This is a genomic window from Roseburia hominis (genome assembly GCA_040702975.1).
GTDB classification, from domain to species: Bacteria; Bacillota; Clostridia; order Lachnospirales; family Lachnospiraceae; genus Allocoprococcus; species Allocoprococcus hominis_A.
On the sequence record CP159990.1, the window covers coordinates 3,931,940 to 3,952,853 of the forward strand.

The 20,914-nt window shown below is 41.2% G+C and carries 26 protein-coding genes; 1 reads left to right on the top strand and 25 read right to left on the bottom strand.

What is annotated here, in order from left to right:
* Nucleotide 1: 1 nt before the first annotated feature.
* The 8 genes from ABXS75_18210 to ABXS75_18245 form a co-directional block, all read right to left on the bottom strand.
* A complete protein-coding gene (locus tag ABXS75_18210; GenBank protein XCP84937.1) occupies nucleotides 2–982 on the bottom strand; it encodes an ABC transporter ATP-binding protein in 981 nt (326 codons plus the stop codon).
* Nucleotides 979–1,968 carry an ABC transporter ATP-binding protein gene (locus tag ABXS75_18215; GenBank protein XCP84938.1) on the bottom strand — a complete coding sequence of 330 codons (990 nt, stop codon included), beginning with the start codon at nucleotides 1,966–1,968 and terminating at the stop codon, nucleotides 979–981. Before ABXS75_18215 ends, ABXS75_18210 begins: the two co-directional genes overlap by 4 nt.
* 26 nt (nucleotides 1,969–1,994) lie before the next feature.
* Nucleotides 1,995–2,858: an ABC transporter permease gene (locus ABXS75_18220; GenBank protein XCP84939.1), complete on the bottom strand. Its 864-nt coding sequence runs from the start codon at nucleotides 2,856–2,858 to the stop codon at nucleotides 1,995–1,997.
* A gap of 14 nt (nucleotides 2,859–2,872) precedes the next feature.
* Complete coding sequence (locus ABXS75_18225) at nucleotides 2,873–3,826, bottom strand: ABC transporter permease (GenBank protein ID XCP84940.1); 954 nt, start codon at nucleotides 3,824–3,826, stop codon at nucleotides 2,873–2,875.
* Between the two features lie 64 nt (nucleotides 3,827–3,890).
* Nucleotides 3,891–4,784: an AraC family transcriptional regulator gene (locus tag ABXS75_18230; GenBank protein XCP84941.1), complete on the bottom strand. Its 894-nt coding sequence runs from the start codon at nucleotides 4,782–4,784 to the stop codon at nucleotides 3,891–3,893.
* A 1-nt stretch (nucleotide 4,785) separates the two neighbouring features.
* Nucleotides 4,786–5,307 (bottom strand): L-2-amino-thiazoline-4-carboxylic acid hydrolase, encoded by a 522-nt coding sequence (locus tag ABXS75_18235; GenBank protein ID XCP84942.1) that lies wholly within the window; start codon nucleotides 5,305–5,307, stop codon nucleotides 4,786–4,788.
* Nucleotides 5,308–5,459: 152 nt separating this feature from the next.
* Nucleotides 5,460–5,621: a hypothetical protein gene (locus ABXS75_18240; GenBank protein XCP84943.1), complete on the bottom strand. Its 162-nt coding sequence runs from the start codon at nucleotides 5,619–5,621 to the stop codon at nucleotides 5,460–5,462.
* 221 nt (nucleotides 5,622–5,842) lie between these two features.
* Nucleotides 5,843–6,805, bottom strand: a complete 963-nt coding sequence (locus ABXS75_18245; GenBank protein ID XCP84944.1) for a Gfo/Idh/MocA family oxidoreductase — start codon at nucleotides 6,803–6,805, stop codon at nucleotides 5,843–5,845.
* A 289-nt stretch (nucleotides 6,806–7,094) separates the two neighbouring features.
* Here ABXS75_18245 and ABXS75_18250 point away from each other — a divergent pair, with 289 nt between their 5' ends.
* On the top strand, nucleotides 7,095–7,955 hold the full coding sequence (locus tag ABXS75_18250; protein XCP87193.1) for a phosphoribosylaminoimidazolesuccinocarboxamide synthase: 861 nt from the start codon (nucleotides 7,095–7,097) through the stop codon (nucleotides 7,953–7,955).
* Between the two features lie 117 nt (nucleotides 7,956–8,072).
* Here the strand turns inward: ABXS75_18250 and ABXS75_18255 are convergent, their stop codons facing one another.
* From ABXS75_18255 to ABXS75_18335, 17 genes are all read right to left on the bottom strand, one after another.
* Nucleotides 8,073–8,636: a CDP-alcohol phosphatidyltransferase family protein gene (locus ABXS75_18255; GenBank protein ID XCP84945.1), complete on the bottom strand. Its 564-nt coding sequence runs from the start codon at nucleotides 8,634–8,636 to the stop codon at nucleotides 8,073–8,075.
* A 254-nt stretch (nucleotides 8,637–8,890) separates the two neighbouring features.
* The gene (locus tag ABXS75_18260; GenBank protein ID XCP84946.1) at nucleotides 8,891–10,105 is read right to left on the bottom strand and encodes an RtcB family protein; all 1,215 of its coding nucleotides are present in this window, start codon (nucleotides 10,103–10,105) and stop codon (nucleotides 8,891–8,893) included.
* Nucleotides 10,106–10,271: 166 nt separating this feature from the next.
* Nucleotides 10,272–10,475, bottom strand: coding sequence for a hypothetical protein (locus ABXS75_18265; GenBank protein XCP84947.1), 204 nt, complete (start codon nucleotides 10,473–10,475; stop codon nucleotides 10,272–10,274).
* A 141-nt stretch (nucleotides 10,476–10,616) separates the two neighbouring features.
* A complete protein-coding gene (locus ABXS75_18270) occupies nucleotides 10,617–12,479 on the bottom strand; it encodes an AAA family ATPase (GenBank protein XCP84948.1) in 1,863 nt (620 codons plus the stop codon).
* 131 nt (nucleotides 12,480–12,610) lie between these two features.
* Nucleotides 12,611–13,174: a DUF4886 domain-containing protein gene (locus ABXS75_18275; GenBank protein ID XCP84949.1), complete on the bottom strand. Its 564-nt coding sequence runs from the start codon at nucleotides 13,172–13,174 to the stop codon at nucleotides 12,611–12,613.
* Nucleotide 13,175: 1 nt separating this feature from the next.
* Complete coding sequence (locus ABXS75_18280) at nucleotides 13,176–13,547, bottom strand: zinc ribbon domain-containing protein (GenBank protein ID XCP84950.1); 372 nt, start codon at nucleotides 13,545–13,547, stop codon at nucleotides 13,176–13,178.
* Between the two features lie 14 nt (nucleotides 13,548–13,561).
* On the bottom strand, nucleotides 13,562–14,260 hold the full coding sequence (locus ABXS75_18285; GenBank protein XCP84951.1) for a metallophosphoesterase: 699 nt from the start codon (nucleotides 14,258–14,260) through the stop codon (nucleotides 13,562–13,564).
* Between the two features lie 24 nt (nucleotides 14,261–14,284).
* Nucleotides 14,285–14,446, bottom strand: coding sequence for a nucleotidyltransferase domain-containing protein (locus tag ABXS75_18290; protein ID XCP87194.1), 162 nt, complete (start codon nucleotides 14,444–14,446; stop codon nucleotides 14,285–14,287).
* Between the two features lie 3 nt (nucleotides 14,447–14,449).
* Nucleotides 14,450–14,740, bottom strand: a complete 291-nt coding sequence (locus tag ABXS75_18295) for a hypothetical protein (protein ID XCP84952.1) — start codon at nucleotides 14,738–14,740, stop codon at nucleotides 14,450–14,452.
* A 12-nt stretch (nucleotides 14,741–14,752) separates the two neighbouring features.
* The gene (locus ABXS75_18300) at nucleotides 14,753–15,019 is read right to left on the bottom strand and encodes a hypothetical protein (protein XCP84953.1); all 267 of its coding nucleotides are present in this window, start codon (nucleotides 15,017–15,019) and stop codon (nucleotides 14,753–14,755) included.
* 108 nt (nucleotides 15,020–15,127) lie between these two features.
* Complete coding sequence (locus ABXS75_18305) at nucleotides 15,128–16,366, bottom strand: IS110 family transposase (GenBank protein XCP84954.1); 1,239 nt, start codon at nucleotides 16,364–16,366, stop codon at nucleotides 15,128–15,130.
* Between the two features lie 322 nt (nucleotides 16,367–16,688).
* Nucleotides 16,689–17,507: an ImmA/IrrE family metallo-endopeptidase gene (locus ABXS75_18310; protein ID XCP84955.1), complete on the bottom strand. Its 819-nt coding sequence runs from the start codon at nucleotides 17,505–17,507 to the stop codon at nucleotides 16,689–16,691.
* An 11-nt stretch (nucleotides 17,508–17,518) separates the two neighbouring features.
* Nucleotides 17,519–17,851 carry a helix-turn-helix transcriptional regulator gene (locus ABXS75_18315; GenBank protein ID XCP84956.1) on the bottom strand — a complete coding sequence of 111 codons (333 nt, stop codon included), beginning with the start codon at nucleotides 17,849–17,851 and terminating at the stop codon, nucleotides 17,519–17,521.
* Between the two features lie 65 nt (nucleotides 17,852–17,916).
* Nucleotides 17,917–18,081: a hypothetical protein gene (locus ABXS75_18320; GenBank protein XCP84957.1), complete on the bottom strand. Its 165-nt coding sequence runs from the start codon at nucleotides 18,079–18,081 to the stop codon at nucleotides 17,917–17,919.
* A 12-nt stretch (nucleotides 18,082–18,093) separates the two neighbouring features.
* Nucleotides 18,094–19,272 (bottom strand): HNH endonuclease domain-containing protein, encoded by a 1,179-nt coding sequence (locus tag ABXS75_18325; GenBank protein ID XCP84958.1) that lies wholly within the window; start codon nucleotides 19,270–19,272, stop codon nucleotides 18,094–18,096.
* Nucleotides 19,233–19,829, bottom strand: coding sequence for a methyltransferase domain-containing protein (locus ABXS75_18330; protein ID XCP84959.1), 597 nt, complete (start codon nucleotides 19,827–19,829; stop codon nucleotides 19,233–19,235). Before ABXS75_18330 ends, ABXS75_18325 begins: the two co-directional genes overlap by 40 nt.
* On the bottom strand, nucleotides 19,814–20,827 hold the full coding sequence (locus tag ABXS75_18335) for a WYL domain-containing protein (protein ID XCP84960.1): 1,014 nt from the start codon (nucleotides 20,825–20,827) through the stop codon (nucleotides 19,814–19,816). Before ABXS75_18335 ends, ABXS75_18330 begins: the two co-directional genes overlap by 16 nt.
* Between the last annotated feature and the right edge of the window lie 87 nt (nucleotides 20,828–20,914).

The following is a 20,914-nucleotide window of genomic DNA, read 5'->3' on the forward strand; positions in this document are numbered from 1 at the left end:
CTCACTCCCCTCCTACCATATGGCATGCCACATAATGTCCAGAAGTACTCTCCCGATAGAGAGGCACTTCCTTTGTACAACGGTCGGTTGCATAAGGACATCTTGTATGGAAACGACATCCTTGAGGCGGGCAGACCGGGCTTGGTATATCTCCCTTCAATATGAGCCTTCCACAACTTTTCCCAACTTCCGGCTGTGGAATAGCCGATATCAGTGCCTGTGTGTAAGGGTGCAGCGGATTCGCAAACAACTCCCTTTTATCTGCCACCTCTACCAATTGTCCCAAATACATAACCGCAATCCTGTCACTGATATGCTTGATCACACTCAGATCATGAGAAACAAACAAGTATGTTAATTCCATTTCTTTTTGCAGTTCCCGCATCAAATTCAACACCTGGCTCCGGACCGATACATCCAGCGCAGAAACCGCTTCATCACAGACTACAAATTCCGGCTGCAAAATCAATGCCCGTGCAATAACTACCCTCTGCCGCTGACCACCAGAAAATTCATGCGGATACCGATACAGCCAATCCTCATTAAGCCCTACTTTTTTAATCATTTCATGCAACCTGGCTTCTTTTTCTTCTTCTGTACATATCTCATAGTTATCTAAAGGAGCCCGAATCGCTTCATAAATCGTCATTTTCGGATTTAAAGAAGCATAAGGATCCTGGAATATCATCTGCATACGTCGACGTAATTCACGGACTTCTTTCAACGGCATACGAGAAATATCCTGTCCGTCAAAGGTGATCTGACCCTCGGTTGGTTCCTGCAATCTTAGCAAAACTTTTCCTAAAGTGGACTTTCCACATCCGCTTTCTCCAACTAACCCTAAAGTTTCACCTCGATAGATATCCAATGAAACCCCATCTATAGCATGTACATATGTCCGCCGTAATGGTATTATACTTTTTTGTGAAATAAAATATTTCTTTACATTACGAGCCTGCAGTAAGGCCTCCATCCCACTCATTGCTTCACCTCCGACCCCTTGTCATAACAAAAGCACCTCACACTATGTCCATTCGCCTGGTACAAATCCGGCTTTTGATTCTTACATTTTCCGGTAGCTTCCGGACATCTCTCACAAAACCGGCAGCCTGTCGGCATATCCCACAAAGAAGGGACGGCTCCTTGAATCGAATACAATTTTTCCGTATCCATGTCCAAGCGCGGTATAGACGCCAGTAGCCCCCGCGTATATGGATGCTTTGGATCCGAAAAAATCTCTTCCGCAGAAGCATGCTCCACAACTTCTCCCGCATACATGACCATAATCTCATCGGCCATCTCCGCCACAATTCCCATATCATGAGTAATCATAATAATAGACGTGTTTATACTTTTCTTCAACTCCCGCATTAATTCCAATATCTGAGCCTGAATCGTAACATCCAGAGCAGTAGTAGGCTCATCCGCTATCAGAATCTCCGGTTGGCATGCCAAGGCCATTGCTATCATCACCCGCTGTCTCATTCCTCCACTTAACTGATGCGGAAATGCTTTCATACGTTTCTGTGGTTCCGGAATTCCTACATTGATTAGCATCTCACAGGCCATATTCCATGCTTCGCTTCTCGATACTTTTTGATGTACCCGAATAGTTTCCGAAATTTGTTTTCCAATAGTAAACACGGGGTTTAATGATGTCATCGGATCCTGGAATATCATAGAAATTTCTTTTCCTCGAACCTTGCACATTTGACGATTACTCATTTTTGTCAAATCTTTTCCTTTAAACATAATTCTGGATTCACTGTCAATATGAGCATTTTGTGCCGACAACAGCCCCATGATAGATAGTGATGTTACACTTTTTCCACAGCCGCTCTCACCTACGATTCCAAGTGTTTTCTTTTCCTTGAGCACAAAATCGACACCATTAACCGCAGTCACTAATCCCTTTTTCGTGTCAAAACTTACTTTCAGGTTCTGTACCTGAAGAACTGTTTTTTCCATTCTTCCAAGTTCCTCCTTCCACCTACTCATACTTGCATTTTCGGATCCAAAGCATCACGAAGCCCGTCTCCAAAAAAATTAAAACTCAAGACTGTAAGTAGTAATACAATTCCCGTCGGAACCCAAATCCATGGCTTTGCAGATAGAACCGTTATAGATTGAGCTGCATACAAAATATTACCCCATGAAGCCTGTGGCGGCTGCACCCCCATACCTAAAAAACTCAAAGAAGATTCCTGTAGGATTGCATTAGCGATTCCAAAAGTAAATGATACCAAAACAGGGGTAATCGCATTGGGTAGAATATAGCGGGACATTATTTTAACATCTTTTGTTCCAATTGCTCTGGCTGCTTCTACATAATCTGACTCTCGTACCGAAAGTACTTTGCCATATAACAGTCTGGCAGTGTTAGGCCACCCCATCACCCCAATCACAGCCGTAGCTGTACTTATAGATGGTCCCAGCACAGAAACTAAAACCATAATAAGCACCATGGACGGCAACGACATAAAGACATCCGCCAATCTCATTATAATCATTTCCACAATGCCTCGATAATACCCCGCCAGCAATCCCAACGGTATCCCAATCAACACAGAAATCATCGCCGAAGCAACACCGACAAGAAGTGACACTCTGCCTCCATAGATCAATCTTGCAAACACATCCCGCCCCACATCATCTGTTCCCAGAATATGCGCATCGCTTGGTGCTGCCGTAATTCCGGCAAGAAAATCAGATACATTCGGATTTAACTCCATAATCATCGGCAAAAAACTGACCACCAATACTTCGAATATGATAAAAGCTATGCCGATTACTGCAAGTTTATGTCGAAAAAATCTTTCCACTACATCTCTAAAATAAGAATTCGTCTGTTTTTTCATAACTTGCACCCACCTTATCGATAGCGAATTCTGGGATCCAGAATTCCATAGACTATATCTACGATAATGTTACCAAGTAAAACTGTCCCCGCAATAACAACTGTAACACCCATTATTGCCGGATAATCTCTTGCATTAATCGACAAAACCATTAAACTTCCCAATCCAGGCCAGCTAAACACCTGTTCTATAATAACTGCACCTCCTACCAGCAGAGGGAGCATCGTTCCAAGCTGTGTGACAATAGGAATCAACGAGTTTCGAAACGCATGGATAAAAACCACACTTTTTTCTCTTAACCCCTTAGCCCGCGCAGTTCTTATATAATCATCATTAAGCACTTCCAGCATACTGCTGCGGGTCTGTCGAATAAATACTCCCAACATCTGCAAAGATAAAACACAAGATGGCAAAATCAGATGCGTAAGACAATCACTCATTTGCCGGCCTCCGGCATTGCTGTACATCCCTCCTGTGGGAAGTATACCTAGCTTAATTGCAAACAAATAAATAACTATCAGTGCCATAAAAAAATTAGGAGAAGCAGCGCCCAAAAATGATAGGCCAGCCGAACAATAATCCCATACGGAATACGGCTTATATGCAGCTAACAGCCCAAGCGGAATAGATACCACCAAAGCTATTATCGTTGCCGAAAGTGTCAAAAGCAGCGTAGGGCCCATTCTTTCTGCTACCATTTTAAGCACCGGCTCTGCTGTCCGATAAGAATAACCCAAATTCCCCTTTAAGCAATTTCCCAGCCATCTCAAGTACTGGATAATAACAGGTTGATCTAATCCATATCTTGCAGTGACTTCATCAATAGTTTCCTGAGTGACATACGGATCCTGCAAAAGCATACTAAGAGGCGTTCCAGGCGCCAAAGTAGCAATATAATAAACTAATATTGTAATTCCAATGAAGATCGGAATCGTTAACAAAATTCTTTTTCCTATATATTTGAACATCCAACACCCTCCTATAAATCTTTTTCAACCTTCCCATCTTCATATTTGGATTGTGGGAAACTACTTACACATCACGATATTGCTCCGGTGTCATTCCCGTAATTTTTTTAAAAGTTCTGGTCAGATTTTTGCCATTTCCAAATCCGGTTGCAGATGCAATCGTCTGAATCGACTTTTCTCTTGTCCCTTCCGTTAAGAGTTCTTTCACTTTGTTTACCCGAACACATATAACATATTCATAAGGTGCGACCCCCATAATCTGTTTAAATACTCTTGTAAAATGGTATTTTGACAAGTAGGAAATTTCACTAAGTTTCTCAAGAGTTATTTTTTCCTGATAATGTTTATGGATATATTCCACAGCCCTGCGGATATTTTCATTTTCAATCTTTCCCACTTCCTGCTCATATTTTGCAGAATGCATAACCATGTAGTTCAGAATATAAATCATATCGTTCGAAAAGCACATTCCAGAATTCACATTCATATCTCTTGCATAGATTTCCATTCCATAAATGCGAGCACAAATATCCCTTGCATTCTTTACATTAATGATGGCTACCTCACGACCATTAATTAACTTGTCATAAACAGCAGCTGAAGCTCCTTTAAATTTCACATAAATATATTCCCATTTTTGACAATTTGGCGCCGTCCCATAAAGATGTTTCTGCTTATAATCAATTACAAGGAGATCGTATGGTGCAATTTCAAATTTTCTTTCTTTATAAGTCATTACTCCTTTTCCCGATAAAGAAAGTATCAGCATATATCCATCAGTGTTCCAAAAATCTACAAAAAAGCCCTTATTCGCACTGTAATAACCCCAATGCAATAATACAAACGGAAAATCTCCCAACATTCCATGAGGCGTACATACAGTCGTTCTCGATGTGTAACCTATATCAAGATTATGTTTTAATCCTTGATGCTCTACATTATTACCCTGTGATTTCATATTATTTTTTCTCAATAATCACCTCACAATGGTCATCTCCATTGGCGAAAGTTGTGCTAAACGTACATTTAAGCCCCATCGTATCCATGTGAGCATAATCCCCATGACAGGCAATCTCGCATAATTCCTTACATTTTTCTGTTGAAAGTCCAAGCTCCCGCCATGCATCAACCAATGCGCAGCGTCCCTGAAGGTGAACAATTGCCTTATCCTCCGTCAAAAATTCAAGTGTATTATGCATATGTTCCTGACAGTAATATTCAATTCCCAATGTAGCCGCTTCTGCAAAAGGCCTCACATCTCCCGGATGTCCATCCGTAAGATCTGGTTTCAGCTTGCCATAACTCCACAAGGCCCGATTACATATCTCTGTTGCCTTTTCTTTCCCCATCTCCTCAACCAACGTATCATAAAAACATACCAGATACCGCGCCCGTTCATGAACCGCTCTATCTACCGCTCTCATCACATATTCCCCATTATAAGACTTATTATCAAAGCCTGAATTTTCAATTTTTCTCATATCATTTTTCTCCTTTCATTTTAAAAAATGGATTGTTTTTAATATGACTTCATTTAAGCACATCCCAGTTCCCATATGTTGCTGAACATGATATGAATATTGCTCAACTCGCCGGCATAATGTGAAGGATTTCCCGATCTGTTTGTTGCATTTCATTTTTCATCCCAAATCACACAATGAATTCTTACTAATTTCTGCAAAACATGCACATCACAACAGCTTTCTTTGCGCAAATATTGCTCCTCTATAACAATTTTTCCCCCTTCCACATTGTCTATGCAGTTTAATTTCTGAATCGGGTTTTCTGCAATCATGCCAAATACTGCCAATACTCTAAGGCTTCATAGTTTCAGAAATCCCGGTATATATACACTATGAGCATTTTTTACAAAATCGGGACCGGCGTATATGTCCATATGTTGCGGAATATCCTCCAGAGTTTTTCTTGCTGTATAAGCAACATATGCTACATCCAAACCCTATAATTAATTCGTCCTATAAAATCTCTTAAAAAATTTCTTCTCTTTTTTATCAATCATTCTTCGTCACACCTCAGTTGCCCACTTATTTGATCTGTATATTCTGCATATGCAATACTGTCTTCCCATGAAACCTGTTTACAAAAAAGATCCCCCCTCATAATGCTCTCCTGCACAGCACTAAATTCATACAAATAGCCCTGATCATTTTTCGGCAGCGGAAAACACAATAGTTCACATTTTCCGTTTTTGTTTAGCTCCAGCCGATCCGGACACAAAAAACGTGGTATTTTTATATAACCTTCTGATCCATATATTTCAGCAGTCAATGGCAACTTAAGATCAACACCACAGAGTACATTAACCAACACTCCATTAAGACACTTAGCCGTAAGACTATACCTGATATCCGTTTTTTCCCTCATAACAATATGACATTTTGGTTCTATTCCTTTTAATCCCAACACAGCTTTTAATATTACAGCTGGATATATACTCATTCCCGTGACACTGCCACCTACAGGTGCAGGCTTAAAAATACGTTCTTCTGGTGCATAGTCTATGCCAAGACCAAAGTTTACCGTTACAGCCTGCAAACTTCCAATTTCTCCTATCGATATTAATTCCTGCAATTTTTGATATGCAGGAAAAAAGCATGTCCATACAGCTTCGCACAGAAATACACCCCTCGCTTTTGCTGCCTTAATCATATTCCGTGTCTGTTCCGCATTGATTCCCATAGGTTTTTCACAAACCACATGCTTACCATAAGCAATTGCCAACATAACATTTTCATAATGCAGAGGATGTATTGTAGCAACATAAACTACTTGGACATCTGGATCTTTCATCATTTTTTCGTAGTCATCATACCATCGTTCGATGCCATGTTCCCGGGCAAACTGTTCTGAATTTGACCTTGATGCGATTGCAATAATCCGCGAATGTTCCAGTTTTTTTATACTGCCTATGACGGCGCTGGCTATTCCGCCTGCACCAACAATTCCCCAGTTCAACATTTCAATATCCTCCTCACTATTAAATGCCAGTAACTATAAATACAATCATTATATTTAATGTTTTTTCTCACTTTTTTCTATGCCGCCATTATAACATACGCATTAAATACATATGATGCTATTTAATTCCCCATTGTTGCTCATTAATACCACCAATTTGAAAGGCAAACCGAAAACCAAACAAACAAAAGCCAAAGCTCTCCCTCATTTTAGGGGTGCACAATTCTCAGAAGATATGATATAATGTCCGCATAAATTACATAGGGAGGCCATACCAATGAGCATTGAAATGAAACCTGTAAAAGAGGGAAAAGTCCGTGAGATCTATGATAACGGCGACAGCCTGATCATGGTTGCAACTGACCGTATCAGTTGTTTTGATGTCATCTTAAACAATAATGTAACGAAAAAAGGAACCGTACTGACCCAGATGTCCAAATTCTGGTTCGATATGACAGAGGATATTCTTCCGAATCATATGATTTCGGTCGATGTAAAAGATATGCCGGAATTCTTCCAGCAGCCGAAGTTCGACGGCAACAGTATGATGTGTAAAAAGCTGAACATGCTGCCGATCGAGTGCATCGTGCGCGGCTACATCACAGGAAGCGGCTGGGCAAGCTACAAGGAAAACGGCACAGTCTGCGGCATCAAGCTGCCGGAAGGACTGAAAGAGTCTGACAAGCTGCCGGAGCCGATCTACACTCCGTCTACCAAGGCAGAGATTGGCGACCACGACGAAAATATTTCCTATGAACAGAGCATCACACACCTGGAGAAATATTTCCCGGGAAAAGGCGAGGAATACGCTTCCAAGCTGCGTGACGCTACTATCGCGCTCTACAAGAAATGTGCAGACTACGCGCTGAGTCGCGGCATCATCATCGCAGATACCAAATTTGAGTTTGGTCTCGACGAAGAAGGCAACCTGGTAATCGGTGACGAGATGCTGACACCGGACAGCTCCCGTTTCTGGCCGGCTGAAGGCTATGAACCGGGACACGGACAGCCCTCCTTCGACAAGCAGTTTGCCCGCGACTGGCTAAAAGCAAATCCGGATAACGACTGGACTCTGCCGAAAGAGATCGTTGATAAAACTATCGGTAAATACCTTCAGGCTTACGAGCTTCTTACAGGAGAAAAACTGTAAAGTATGCATGGCAATTAAATTAACAAAACCTCGACTCATAAAAACTGGGCCGAGGTTTTGTTAATTAGTGCAAATACTCATGTAAATAGCAGGCACCGATATATCCTCTATATCGCATCAACTCTGGTGCTTTTTCAGAAGGCTTACGAACAACCGCATATACATATTAAACGCAAATAAAATAAATCCGCCGCTTACAAATATCATAATTTCCGCCACTCTTTCAGGAATCTGCGGGAAAACGATGAGAAATAGCATGACCACATAAAATACAGCCGTACTCAATTTACCATACCATTTTGCTCCGCCATTTACTCCGGTCTTCCAAATCACAAATCCACCGCTCACAGCCACAGTAATCTCTTTAATCAAAAATAACACCAGAACCGGCAGAATGGCCGGATATCTCGACACCATACAAATCAACAGGATAATCTGCGTCAGCTTGTCCGCGATCGGATCCAGAATCTTGCCCAATTCCGTCACCATATCGAACCGCCGGGCGATCTTTCCGTCCAACGCGTCCGACACCGCCGACACCAGAAGAATCACATTCAAATAAATCTGCTGATTCTCCATCTCTCTAAAAAATATAGCAAGAAATGCAAACGCCAAAACAATCCGCAATGCGCTAAGCACATTCGGAATTGTAAATACCTTCGCTTTCTTTTTCTCTTCCATATTATAAGCACCTCTTCTTATCACTCCAGAACCTTTCCTGTTCTTCCGTTAATCTATCTAAAATTTCTGTCTCTATCTACTTCCATGTCCCAAATTTCTCTGCAAATTTTTTCTACGTACCATTATACCCATTCTACGCCTTTGTCGTCTACACACTGTCACAAAAATTTATTCAATTTAAGAAATTTGAAACATATTTTAGAATAACAAGCCTCGGAATTACACTGAAAGACAGAGGAAAAGATTCCTCTGCCTTAATCAGAAGCCTTAAAATTGTAAACAGGTTTCATTACGTCAATGACATCCACCGACTCTCTGATCACATCAATGATGTCCTCAAGGGATTTGTATGCCATCGGCGCCTCATCCAATGTATTTTCATTAATAGAAGTGGTATACACTCCCTTCATAGTTTCTCGGTATTCCTCCATGCTGAGGTTTTCTTTCGCCTTTGTTCTGGACATGAGCCTTCCGGCCCCGTGAGGTGCAGAATAATTCCATTCCGGATTCCCCTTTCCAACTGCGAGAACGCTTCCATCCCTCATATTTATGGGAATCAGCACTTTCTCTCCACTGTGGGCAGCTATTGCGCCTTTCCGTAAAATCATCTCATCTGTATCAATGTAATTGTGGATGGTGTGAAACGCCTCGCCCCCAGTCATACCGGTTCTCTCCAGAATCATCTCCGCCATTTTCTCTCTGTTTCGTCTTGCAAATGCCTGACAAATCTCAACATCATGAAGGTAATCCTCAAGATATTTGCCGGATAAATAGCAAAGATCCTCCGGCATACTTGCCTCAGCCTCATATACCTGGAAGTGAAGCTGTTTTAACGCCTCTTGTATCTCGCTCCTGCGCCCCTGCTCCTTGTAGGTTCTGATAATCTCATCACGTTTTTCCAGATATTCCCCATAGCCTCTGTCCAGATTGACTGCCAGCTTCTGGTAAAGCTCCGCAACCTGCTTACCAAGATTTCTTGAACCAGAGTGAATAATCAAATACTTCGTGCCATCTGCAGCCTCATCAATCTCTATAAAATGATTGCCGCCACCCAGCGTTCCAAGCGACCTCTCTAATCTTTTGGTATCTTTCAACTCCCTGTAACATGCAAGCCTGGTCAGATCAAAACGCTCCTGGCGTCCTTCCCAAACATTCTTTCCTGACGGAATATCATGTGCAGATTCGTCGACCTTTTCAAAATCAATATCCGTCTTACCAAGATTTACCGTGTACATACCGCAGCCGATATCAACTCCGACCACATTGGGAACGGCCTTGTCCGTAATTGTCATTGTAGTTCCAATAGTGCAGCCTTTTCCAGAATGCACATCCGGCATGATACGAACCCTGGCGCCTTCTGTCATAGGATAATCACACATGCGTCTGATCTGCTCTATCGCCTCGTCCTCTACCACTTTTGCGTAGCAGATGGCTGTATTTACTTTTCCTTTTATCTCAATTAAATCCATTTATTGATCCTCATTTCTGTTAATCTACCTTATGAACTGCCCTGCTAATGTCCATACAAGCATGGCATTTTCAACACTACTTACGTAAAAAATACCGCCTACCAAGTGTACTCACACAAGATAAGCGGTTCTAAAATCAATGTATCCAGTTGCCCGTATCTACCCTTTATCCCGGTAGGCCAACATCCTTCACCACAGTATTTCTTCCAAACTTATTCTTATCTGAACACACAGCATCAAAGCCCCACTCTACACAATCGAGCGGTGCATTTTTTAAACTTTCCAGATATACATAACTTGAACGAATAGCTGTAAACATCATCTTTTCCTTTCCCAGACCATTCAGATCCGCTTTTTCTTTCTGTATCATACTTTATCACAAAAATCTTTAGCTGTCATTATACTTGTGGTATAAATTACCATGATTCTTCGCTCATAACCCTTCCGGGGGATTTTAGCGCCCCATTTCATAAATCAGGAACTGCACATTCAACTCTTAAAGCTACTTTTGTCATTCTGCCTTTATTTTAACTTTCTTTCCTGAAAAGGCTATTCCGAGTTTCAGCACCTCCTCTACACCGTCATTGAAGAGTTCTGCTTCATATCTTTTATCTATGATCTGATGCAATGCTTCTTCTGATAATATTTCCAGTTTTTCGTCATCCAGACCGTTTTCGGACTTTAACTCCATTATAATGCCGGGAAGTGTTCTACCGCGCGGAATCAGACTGATATCATAACGCCCGTCACCAGACTCCCTGTTCGATTTAATTTTATAATGATTATCCATTAAAGCTACCAGACCCAGAATTAGTCCATGATAAAAGCCTTCTGCCCCGGAATCATAAAAACTGACAGACTTATCCAGATATTCTGTAATGGCCTGCTGCAGTCTCTTCAAATCATTTGCATATAAACTTTCTGCAATTTTATTTGCTGTTGTGCGAGTGACTGCTCCTATCTGCACTAAATGAGACAGTATTTCGCTTTTATAGACTGCTGCGATCTCTTTGTTCGGGATAGACACTTCGCACAGATAAGTTCCGTCTCCCTGAAGTTCTTTCTTTGGAGCTTTCAGATATCCGGAAACCAAAAGCAAGCTGTATATATTTGCAGGCTCCTCGCTTAAAAATCTGTAGACAACATTCTGATCAACTTTTGCAAATACTTTTTCACCCTGCAAAAGCGAATACAGTCTTTCTGTTATATCTTCTGTAGCAACCGTAAGGACATCTTCCAAAATTTCATTTTTCCCCGTATTCCCCCAATATGCCTGTGGTACACAGCCCTTGGAAATATAATTAATCACTGACCACGGATTAAAGATTTCAGTATTTCCAAAAAGATATCCATCATACCAGTCTTTCAGCTCCGTTTCCTTATTGATCACCTTGTAATATTGCAGCATTCGCAGAACTTCGGGATAAGTAAAGCCAAAATAACTACTGTAATCATCATCCATCACCGAATTAATTGTCAGATTGTTAAGTCCGCTGAAAATACTTTCCTGCGCAATACGCAAAATCCCCGTCAAAAAGCCATAAGCAAGGTGTTTATTATCCTTGAATGCCCCAGAAAAAAAGGTTCGCATGAATCCAACAATCTCTTCATAAAAATCCTTAGAATATCCCTCCTGAATCGGCGTGTCGTATTCATCAATAATTATAACCGGAGCTTTACCATAATGTTCGTCAAGCATTCTGGATAGAATTTCCAAAGCCGAAGACAATTCTACTTCATTTGCCCTGCCTTCCAGCATTTTTGAGAAAAATTCCTTCTCATAAGCAGCTGTTCTTTTACTCTCAAGCAATTCCTGATGCCTGCTAAATTCAGCCTGAAGTAGACTGCTGATTTTGTTTATGGTCGCCCCCCATGAATCGAACTTAACATCTTTAAATGTCAAAAATACAACCGGGTATTTCCCCTGATGTTTCGTATACTCATCGCCGCATTCCCAGATAGCCTTATCTCGAAAATAGACGCTGGTGTCTTCGTCTGATATTTCAAAAAAAACTCTGAGCATATCCATATTTAATGTCTTTCCAAATCTTCTCGGTCTCGTAAATAAAGAAACCAGTGGCTTTTTATCCAGAAATTCCTTGATCAGCAAGGTCTTATCCACATAATAATATTCAGACTGTGCCCGTACATAATCAGAAATCCCGATGGGAAGGGATCTCCGCTTCTCTATTTCTTTCGTTTTTAAATATTTCCCGGATGTGATACGTCCGTCTATCGGTCTATCAGCATAATCCGGTATCTGCCAGCTTTTCCCTTTTTTCACAACACCAGGTATTTTACCCTTTGCGCAAAGATTACTCACTGTGCGTTCAGCAATTCCCCATTCCTTTGCGGCTTGTCTGCAGGTCTTCATACATCTCGTCTCCTAACTCGTCCGTCATAATATCGGGTTACTTACCGGCAAGTATAGCGCAAATACAGCAATATATCAAACCAAATCGATATATTTCCGTATTTTTCATTCCAAAAGCATTATATATGTGCCTATTGTTCTGCCCCCATAATTGTCCTTGCGATTACTTCCGCCGCCAATCGGGTTCCATTTACACTCGGGTGAAATCCATCCTCATTATACAGCTCTATTTCCTCTGCTTTTTCATAAAATGCCTTGCCAACATCAGCAATAAGTGCAGCATTTTGCTCTGCTGCTTCATGATAGGCATCATACATAAGCTGATACATCTCATCGTAGGAGAACTCCATGGAATTCATCTTGTCGCTGCCCTTCTTGTATGCCCACGTAGCATAGAATACCGGCGTGGCGCCGTTTTCTCTTATTTTTTCACAAAGTACTTTCGCAGACTGCAGGAATTTATCCTTCGTAGTTGCCGGGGCGTTGCTCATCTCCTGCAGAACCACATAATCCCACTGTTCTTCTGCAAGTGCCCTTAGAGTCTTTACCCCCATTTCTGTCTCTGGATTGATCTGCTCGGCAAGTCTGGCACCACCGCGGGTATGCGAAGATACTTCCGCGCCAGTAAGTTCGGCCAAAACCGCCGGAAGATCATTGTAATAAATAAAACTGTTTCCAAGCATTAATATACGCATCCTAAAATCTCCTTCCACATTTCGGGCAGAATTCAAAATCCTCCCTTGTCTCAAAACCACAGTTGCTGCACCTTTTGAACACGCTCTGGCGCCCCGCATGCAGCCAGGTCAGGTGTTCCGGCAATATCTCAACATTTTCTCCTCTGGCAATCCGCCTGCCAATTTCCGGATCCAATGCATAAACAGTATTACAACAAGAACTCTGTACATAATACTGCTTATTCCATTTAAAACAGGGAATAAAGAATAGTGACAAACACATGTAGGTCATATAAACCTGATATCTTCCATAGGAACCACAACGATTGCAGATTATCATCTGGTCATAGTTGAAATTTTTTCTTCCCTGGGTAACTCCTATCATCAAAAACATAATCTTCTATACCTCTATTTCAGTATCAGTTCCGGCTTAAACTTCAAATAATCTCCTGAAACCAGTTTATACTCAATTCCATTCACATAGCCCTTAAAGCTGTCATCAAAACGCGCTTTTCCATGGCAATGGGAATAGATCACCTTCGACGCCCCGTACTCCTCTGCCATCAGCGTAAACGGACTTTCCTGCTCCCCGATCGTCGTCGGCGGATAATGCAAAAAGCAAATAAACTTCCTGTAGCCGGCCTCTTTCGCAGCATCAAAAGACATTTTCAAACGATCTACTTCTCTATCCCGGATTTTCAGGAAATGCTCGATCGAATCCTTTCCCTCGTAGCAATACCCCTTAGTTCCCACCAGCGCATAATCTTCGTATACATAAAAATTGTTCTGCAGAAACTCCAGACGTCCTTTAAACTGTTCATTTAATCTGGCAGTTTTCTTCGCATCCCAGAACATGTCATGATTTCCCCGAAGAAGGATTTTCCTTCCGGGAAGCGCCTCAATAAATGCTAAATCCTTTTCACACTCAACAAGATTTCTGCCCCATGAATGATCGCCTGTAATTACCAGCGTATCCTTTGGCGCAATCATCTTGTGGCAATTTTTTTCTATTTTCTTTTCATGGCTTTTCCACTCTCTACCAAATACATCCATGGGCTTGTCCACGGAAAACGACAGGTGGAAATCACCTAATGCATATAGTGCCATACTATTCTTCCCTCTTAGCACATGTCACATACTTATATTTGCAGTACCATAATAATGATACAGCACCGGCTTACATGCAAAATATTTGTGAGCCATCTGGTCATACAGATTCTTCCATAAATCAGTACTATAGTAAACGACCGGTGAATTGCTCCACTCAAATATTGAGCGCTGCCTTCTCCCGATTCATCATATTAGTTTTTGAATTTCAGCAAATTTTGACCTCTCTTTTATACTATATTCGTCCACTAAACTCTTCATCCATTTTAAATCTTCCTGTCTATATGGATCTCTCCAGAAACGTTTGATAAACTTACTTACCTGGCTTCTAAATGCCCAATTCAAATCGGCTGCTTTATTTATTGCATCAAAATCTTTAACTGTCTGCTTGGCATCAACCTCGCCCAAAAGATATCGTAGAATTAAAATATCAGCAAAGGTAAATGGCATAATATCATCTTCAAAATGTAAAAGCGACATATACGGGCCACCTTATTTCGTATCATCCGTAACCAATGAATACGCTCCAAGCGTCTGGGCCAATGAAATAGCATATACTTCGCCCAAATCCCCTGTATCATATAAAAGTCTGTTCTCCTTGACATTGTTCTCAAATATCTTGAAAACAGCCAAATCCTTGAGTTTTTGATTTGTATATATTTCTATCTTACCAGAAGCAATATCTGCATCGACTTTATCCAAAATATCTTTTCCATGATTTTCCAATTCTACATCATGGATTTGTTCATATATAAACACACCCTCCTCAAAGAAGTTTACTGTGAAACATTAACTTCCGGGTAGCCAAAAAGCGCAAACTGCCCCTATCAAGCTATTAAACATTCATTTTGAACTTAGTAGACAGGTCTATGTGGCAACTACAGGAGCCTCCCAGCCAAGTGCTTTTAACTTTTTCAGGTACGCATTGATTTTACGTTCCTTATTGAACTGATTATAGTATTCGGCACCGAGATCTTTGAAAACTACACTATCCTTGAGGATATGATAAATTGCTATCAGCATGGAATGAGCGACAGCAACGTAGGCACGTTTCGGTCCCCGATGTGAACTGATCCGCATAAATTGCGCATAAAAGTAGGACTTTTTATTCTTAACAGCTGCATGCGCACAGGTAATTAAGGTGGTTCGGAGAAGGGCATTCCCTTTCCTTGTTTTACCGGATTTTCGCTTCTTTGCGCTTTCATTGTCTCCGGGACATAGGCCTGCCCATGAAGAAATATGGGCATCCGTGGGAAAACGTTCCATGTCTGTGCCGATCACGGAAATGATTGCCTGAGCGCTGGTATTTCCAATCCCGGTAACATCCTGAATGGCAGCTGATGCTTCCTTTTCCTCCGGCTTCATAAAATTGTCTATCTCACCATCAAGATTCTTGATATGGATATTCAATTCATCCAGATGGTTCAGGAGTTCCTTCATCATCCTGCGCTGAAGCGGGGACATGAAACCATTGAGGTCGTCCACAATCTGCTCCTTTGTTGCTTTGAGATTATGCGCAATAATTTTTTTGTCATACATTTCATCGTACTTTGCACCGTCAATGGATTTACCCGTGAGCAGATATTCGAGGATACTGCGTGCGCTTTTACCATTGATATCGGTGACAGTTCCGGAAAGCTTGATATTTGCACCTTCCAGCATCTTTTGGAGCCGGTTCAGTTCCCGGGTTCGCTCTGCGACAAGGCTTTTGCGGTAGCGGACAAGCTCCCGCAGTTCCCGCTGGTCTTTATCTGGGATATAGCTGGGCCGTAACAGACCATGCTGAAGAAGGTCAGCAATCCATTCAGCATCCTTTACATCCGTTTTTCTCCCGGGAACAGCCTTCATATGGCGGGCATTTACCACCATGGCTTTCAGGTCAGAAGATTCAAGGATGTTATACAGAGGCTTCCAATACGAAGCGGTGCTCTCCATTGCGGTCATTTCACAGCCGCTGTCTTTGAGCCAGTCAGCCAGCATGAGAAGTTCTCTGGTTGTTGCACCAAACTCACGAACTTCCTGCCTGTTGCCTTTTCTAAGGCAGGCAACGATGAGTTTTTTGTGCACATCAATACCACAACAATTGTCGTAAATTTTATCCATCATGATACCTCCGTGGGAAATTTACGGCACGGTTTCCTGTCTGTTATCATTTTACTGTACGTCCTTTTGCCGCAAGCAGCTGGACAGATGGTGGTGCAAATGAGGAAACCTGAAATCAGTTTAGTTAGCGGGCTACAAGCCCAAAGTTAAATCGATCTTTGCCGTTAATACCAGTATAAGTTGCGTCAAAGATAAATTCAATAACCTGTCGTCTGCATAGTTTCATTTATGGTGGTGTCAGGCGTGCGGACATGGGGGTTTAGTAAGATATCCTGACGTCCTGCCTTATAAAAATGTATGATCGCATTTGTATCTAAAGAGGCTCTCAATCTGTCAAACCTCCTATCAAATCATCAAGGTTATCCGCATCTTCACTATGAGATACAAGTCTGTCACTTATATCTTCCATATTCAACTGATAGCACGCTAATACCTTTCCAAGTGTTTCCCGCGGAATGACATTATGATTATAATTGTAAATAGCATACTCAATATACTCATATGGAATCCCTATACTTTCACTAGCCACATTTAACTCAGCATTACCACCAACACTTCTCAGGAGATTGCCTACTCGCTTTTGGTTTCTTTCGTTGTCAAGCTTCAATCGCTCATTTGTCCTAATCTTGCCAAGATTCTCCAAACGATTTAAGGCCATATCAAAGCTAACACCAAATTCTGACATAATCCTGGCTATATCCATCGCCGATAGACCATTATTCTTGAAATCCACAAGCTCCAAATCTAAAAATCTCTCCACATCATCTGCCGGCATCAATAAACAAGCTGCGAAATAATTTGCTTCCTGCTCATTTCCATCAACACTTCTCCCAGAAATAGTGATATTATCATCTATAAAGGAACTTCCTTTATCCATATGAAGAATCACATGACCGATTTCATGCGCTAAAGTGAAAATCTCTCTTGATAAACGGCTGCTACTATTTGTAAAAATGACAGTGTCATTATCCTTTATCATCGTGAAACCAAGATCCGCTTCTTCCCCAAGTGGATATCGGATTAGTTTGTATCCCAATCTCTCACACTCTATAAAAAGATTAATAATTCCATATCTGCTAACTTTGCACTTTTCTCTTACTGAATCCGCTTTAATACGAATTTCTCTTCTTCTTGCCTCCTGCATGCAAACCTCCCTTAGCCTTTCGCATCATTCTGCAATTTAACATACATATGTTTATTGGCATAAAACAAATCGATCATGTCAAAAATCTTCTTCGAAGAAGAATTATCCTCGCCAGCTCTATATGCCACAACAGGCACTTCATCAAGTACCCTTGTAATGTCTCCTACTGACACTCCAAGCACTCCGGCTATCTTAGATAAGACATCAAGATTGATATTATTAGTTCCATTTTCAATACGAGCATACTTCTGTCTACTTATGCCAATTAAATCCGCAACCTGCTCTTGAGTAAAACGCTTCGCATTTCTTAATGCCTTAATACGGCCTCCTAACAATTCGTTCATGATCATCCCTCCATTTCTGCGTACTATAATTCTATCATAAAAACTCTTGATGTCAATATGAAATGTTATGTTTTTGTAACATTTATCTTTTTATATGTTGTTATTTCACAACATTTTTCATGTATTTCACCACTGAATGCAATCTTAAATAGAATTACATACTTTCCAAGATGCTCATTGGTCCTGATAAATCCATATTCATTTTGCTGCAAAATCTCTTGATATTCCACAAATCACACTTCCTAACTTCGATTCCAAACTTCATATCCCTGCCTTCTGGCGGAATCATACACCGGCTGCATATTCTTCTGCAGAATATTATAAAATTCTGTTTCTGAATTTCCCTTTCTATACAGTTCCTGTCCAGCCCATAGCGAATGCAGATTATCTCTGTAGCAGGCCTCATACAATTTTCTGATTCCACTCTTTTCATGGATCAGGCCATACATAATAAACTGGTTCCTTGCAAAACGTTCAAAGAACGGATTCCATTTCGGGAGCCTGTTACTTTTCGATGAGTTAAGAGAAGAATCCATCGGCATCAGATTCCACAGTTCATCATTCATTACAAATGACCAGGGGATAAAATGATCCACATCATATTGCTTCGGCACTACAGGCTGGTCTGTAAATACATCCCTGACCTCATTTACTTCAAGAATACCTTCCCATAATTTACGAACATTATTTAACTTACGCATTCTCTCATCCATTGGCGCGAGCTTGTATATAAGTCCCGGCACCTCCGGATTATTATTCTGCAGCCATTTAACCTTTTCATACTGGACCCAGCCAAGAATCGCTACCGTCTGATCCTGAATCATCTCTACCCAGGCATCCTGAAAATAGACTCTCTTCTTAAGTTTACTTTCAGGTCCTAGTGTATATGGAAGAAGGACCGTATTCTGATTAATCTTCTCTATATATGCAGTCAGCCTGCGGACACTTCCCCAATCTACCGCCTCATCACTTTTATGAAAGAAGCCGGCCAAAGCTCTGTACGGAACCATGTTGGTAAGCTGCTCTTTGAATGTTTTCAACTCGGAATTATGCTCTGAGATTGCATTTCTTATTTCAATCTTAGATGCATTTGCCGGAAGATCTGAAAGTTCCGCCAGCCTGAGAACCGCTCTTTCAAGCCCATCTCTTACCTGTCCATCTGATAACATGCCGCTCAAATGAATGTGGAACTCCCTCACGGAATACCAGGCATTACAGATCATCTCATCTATGATCGCATCAAAGGTGGTCTCCTTAACCCCCTCCGATATCAACTGTACGATTGCCTCCAACCAGTAAAACTTGTAACAGTAAGATGAATCCTTCATCATCAAAGAAAAGGACTTGATATCCAATGTGTTATAATACTTTCCATCAATCGTCAATCTATATCCGGTTTGCACAAAATCAGATTCAGCCATTTCTCATCACCTCTTCCCGGCCTCGCATCCGCTGTAATCCAATACTCTTCTATCTGCAGGTCCTTCATATCTTGTATGTAAGTTTTGAACGTTTCCAATGTAAAATCTGTAAAATATCTGCCATTCCGTTCGCCTTCAAACTCGCTATACTTGAAGGAAGCGTATATTATTCCATTCTCTTTCAATGCAACAACCATCTTTTGCAGAATGAATCTGAGTTCCTCCTTGGGCAAATGCAAAATAGAAGAGCATGCCCAGATGCCATCATACTGGTCATGCGCATCAAGTTCCGAAAACAGCATCTGCTTTACCGCAGCACCTGTATTCTCACTTGCAATCTTACATAATTCTTCGGAGCCGTCAGTTGCATCCACTTTATATCCTTTCGACAAAAAATACTTCGTATCGCGACCGGAACCACAGCCAAAATCCAGGATATAAGAACCTTCTTTCAACTTACTCAGAAATCTTTCCTGATTCTCGACGAGATTTACGGAAAATGTCCTCCGGACAAATTGGTCTGCATTTTGGTTGTAGTATTCTAATGTGTTGTCCATCTTTCGTTCTCCTTATACTGCTGTATCAATCGTTTCATTTCGGTTCTCATCTTCTCCACCACTTCGTCTGGAGAGACAATCTTTACCCCTTCTCCCAGAGAAAATATCCATCCCAGGAACTGCTTGCTGACATGAACCTTCACATTTACTGTAAAATAATTCTCATCTTCCGGAATCATCATCACATCTTTTCCAAAACGGTCAATAATCACGCCCGCAAGATTATTTTCTACCAGAAGTTTCACTTCCTGTTCTTTTCCACCGTACATACCAAAACTTTTCTTCGCATAGTCCGCCATATCCAGCTTTTTAAAATGCTCTTTTCCCTCTCTTTTTTCCTCAGACATTTGGATATGCAGCATTTTATCAACACGGTAATGCTTGATTAGTCCTGCATCAGAATCATATCCTACAAGATAATAGTTTTCGTTATCCCAGGAAAGTCCCCAGGGGCTGATATGATACCAGGCACCATTATGACGCAGTTCCATTTCTTTTTTCACATTCCACTGGAAATATTGAAATTTGATTTTTCTATTTTCGGAGATAGCATTGTGAACAGCATCCACAGTATAGTAAATACTCTCATTCATTGTCTTAATTCTTCCGGAAACGTACACCTGTCGCTGCAGCTTCATTGCCTCATATTTACTGACCAGCTTCTCTAATTTTTTAATCAGGGCGTTGGTTTTCCGTTCTGTGATAAATTTCGATGACTGGATGGCATCCACCAAAAGCTTCAATTCCGGAAGTTCAAAAGGCCTGCTCACTACATGATAGTGATAGCGGTTTCCAACCGGCTCCCCTTCCACTTCAATACCCAGCGTTTCAAGATCTCGCAGATCATTATAAATACTCCTGCGGTCTGCCGTAATATCATATTCTCCCAATGCAGACATAATCTCCGGCATGGTAATATAATGGTCATCATCTGTCTTTTCCAGCATAATTTGCGCAAGACGATACAGCTTGAACTTCTGGTTCGTTCCCCTTGGCATAACATTTTTCCTCCAATCAGGATATAAGCTTATGAATTATATTCAGTATATCATAGTTAGGAAAAATATAGTACATCATACACCGCT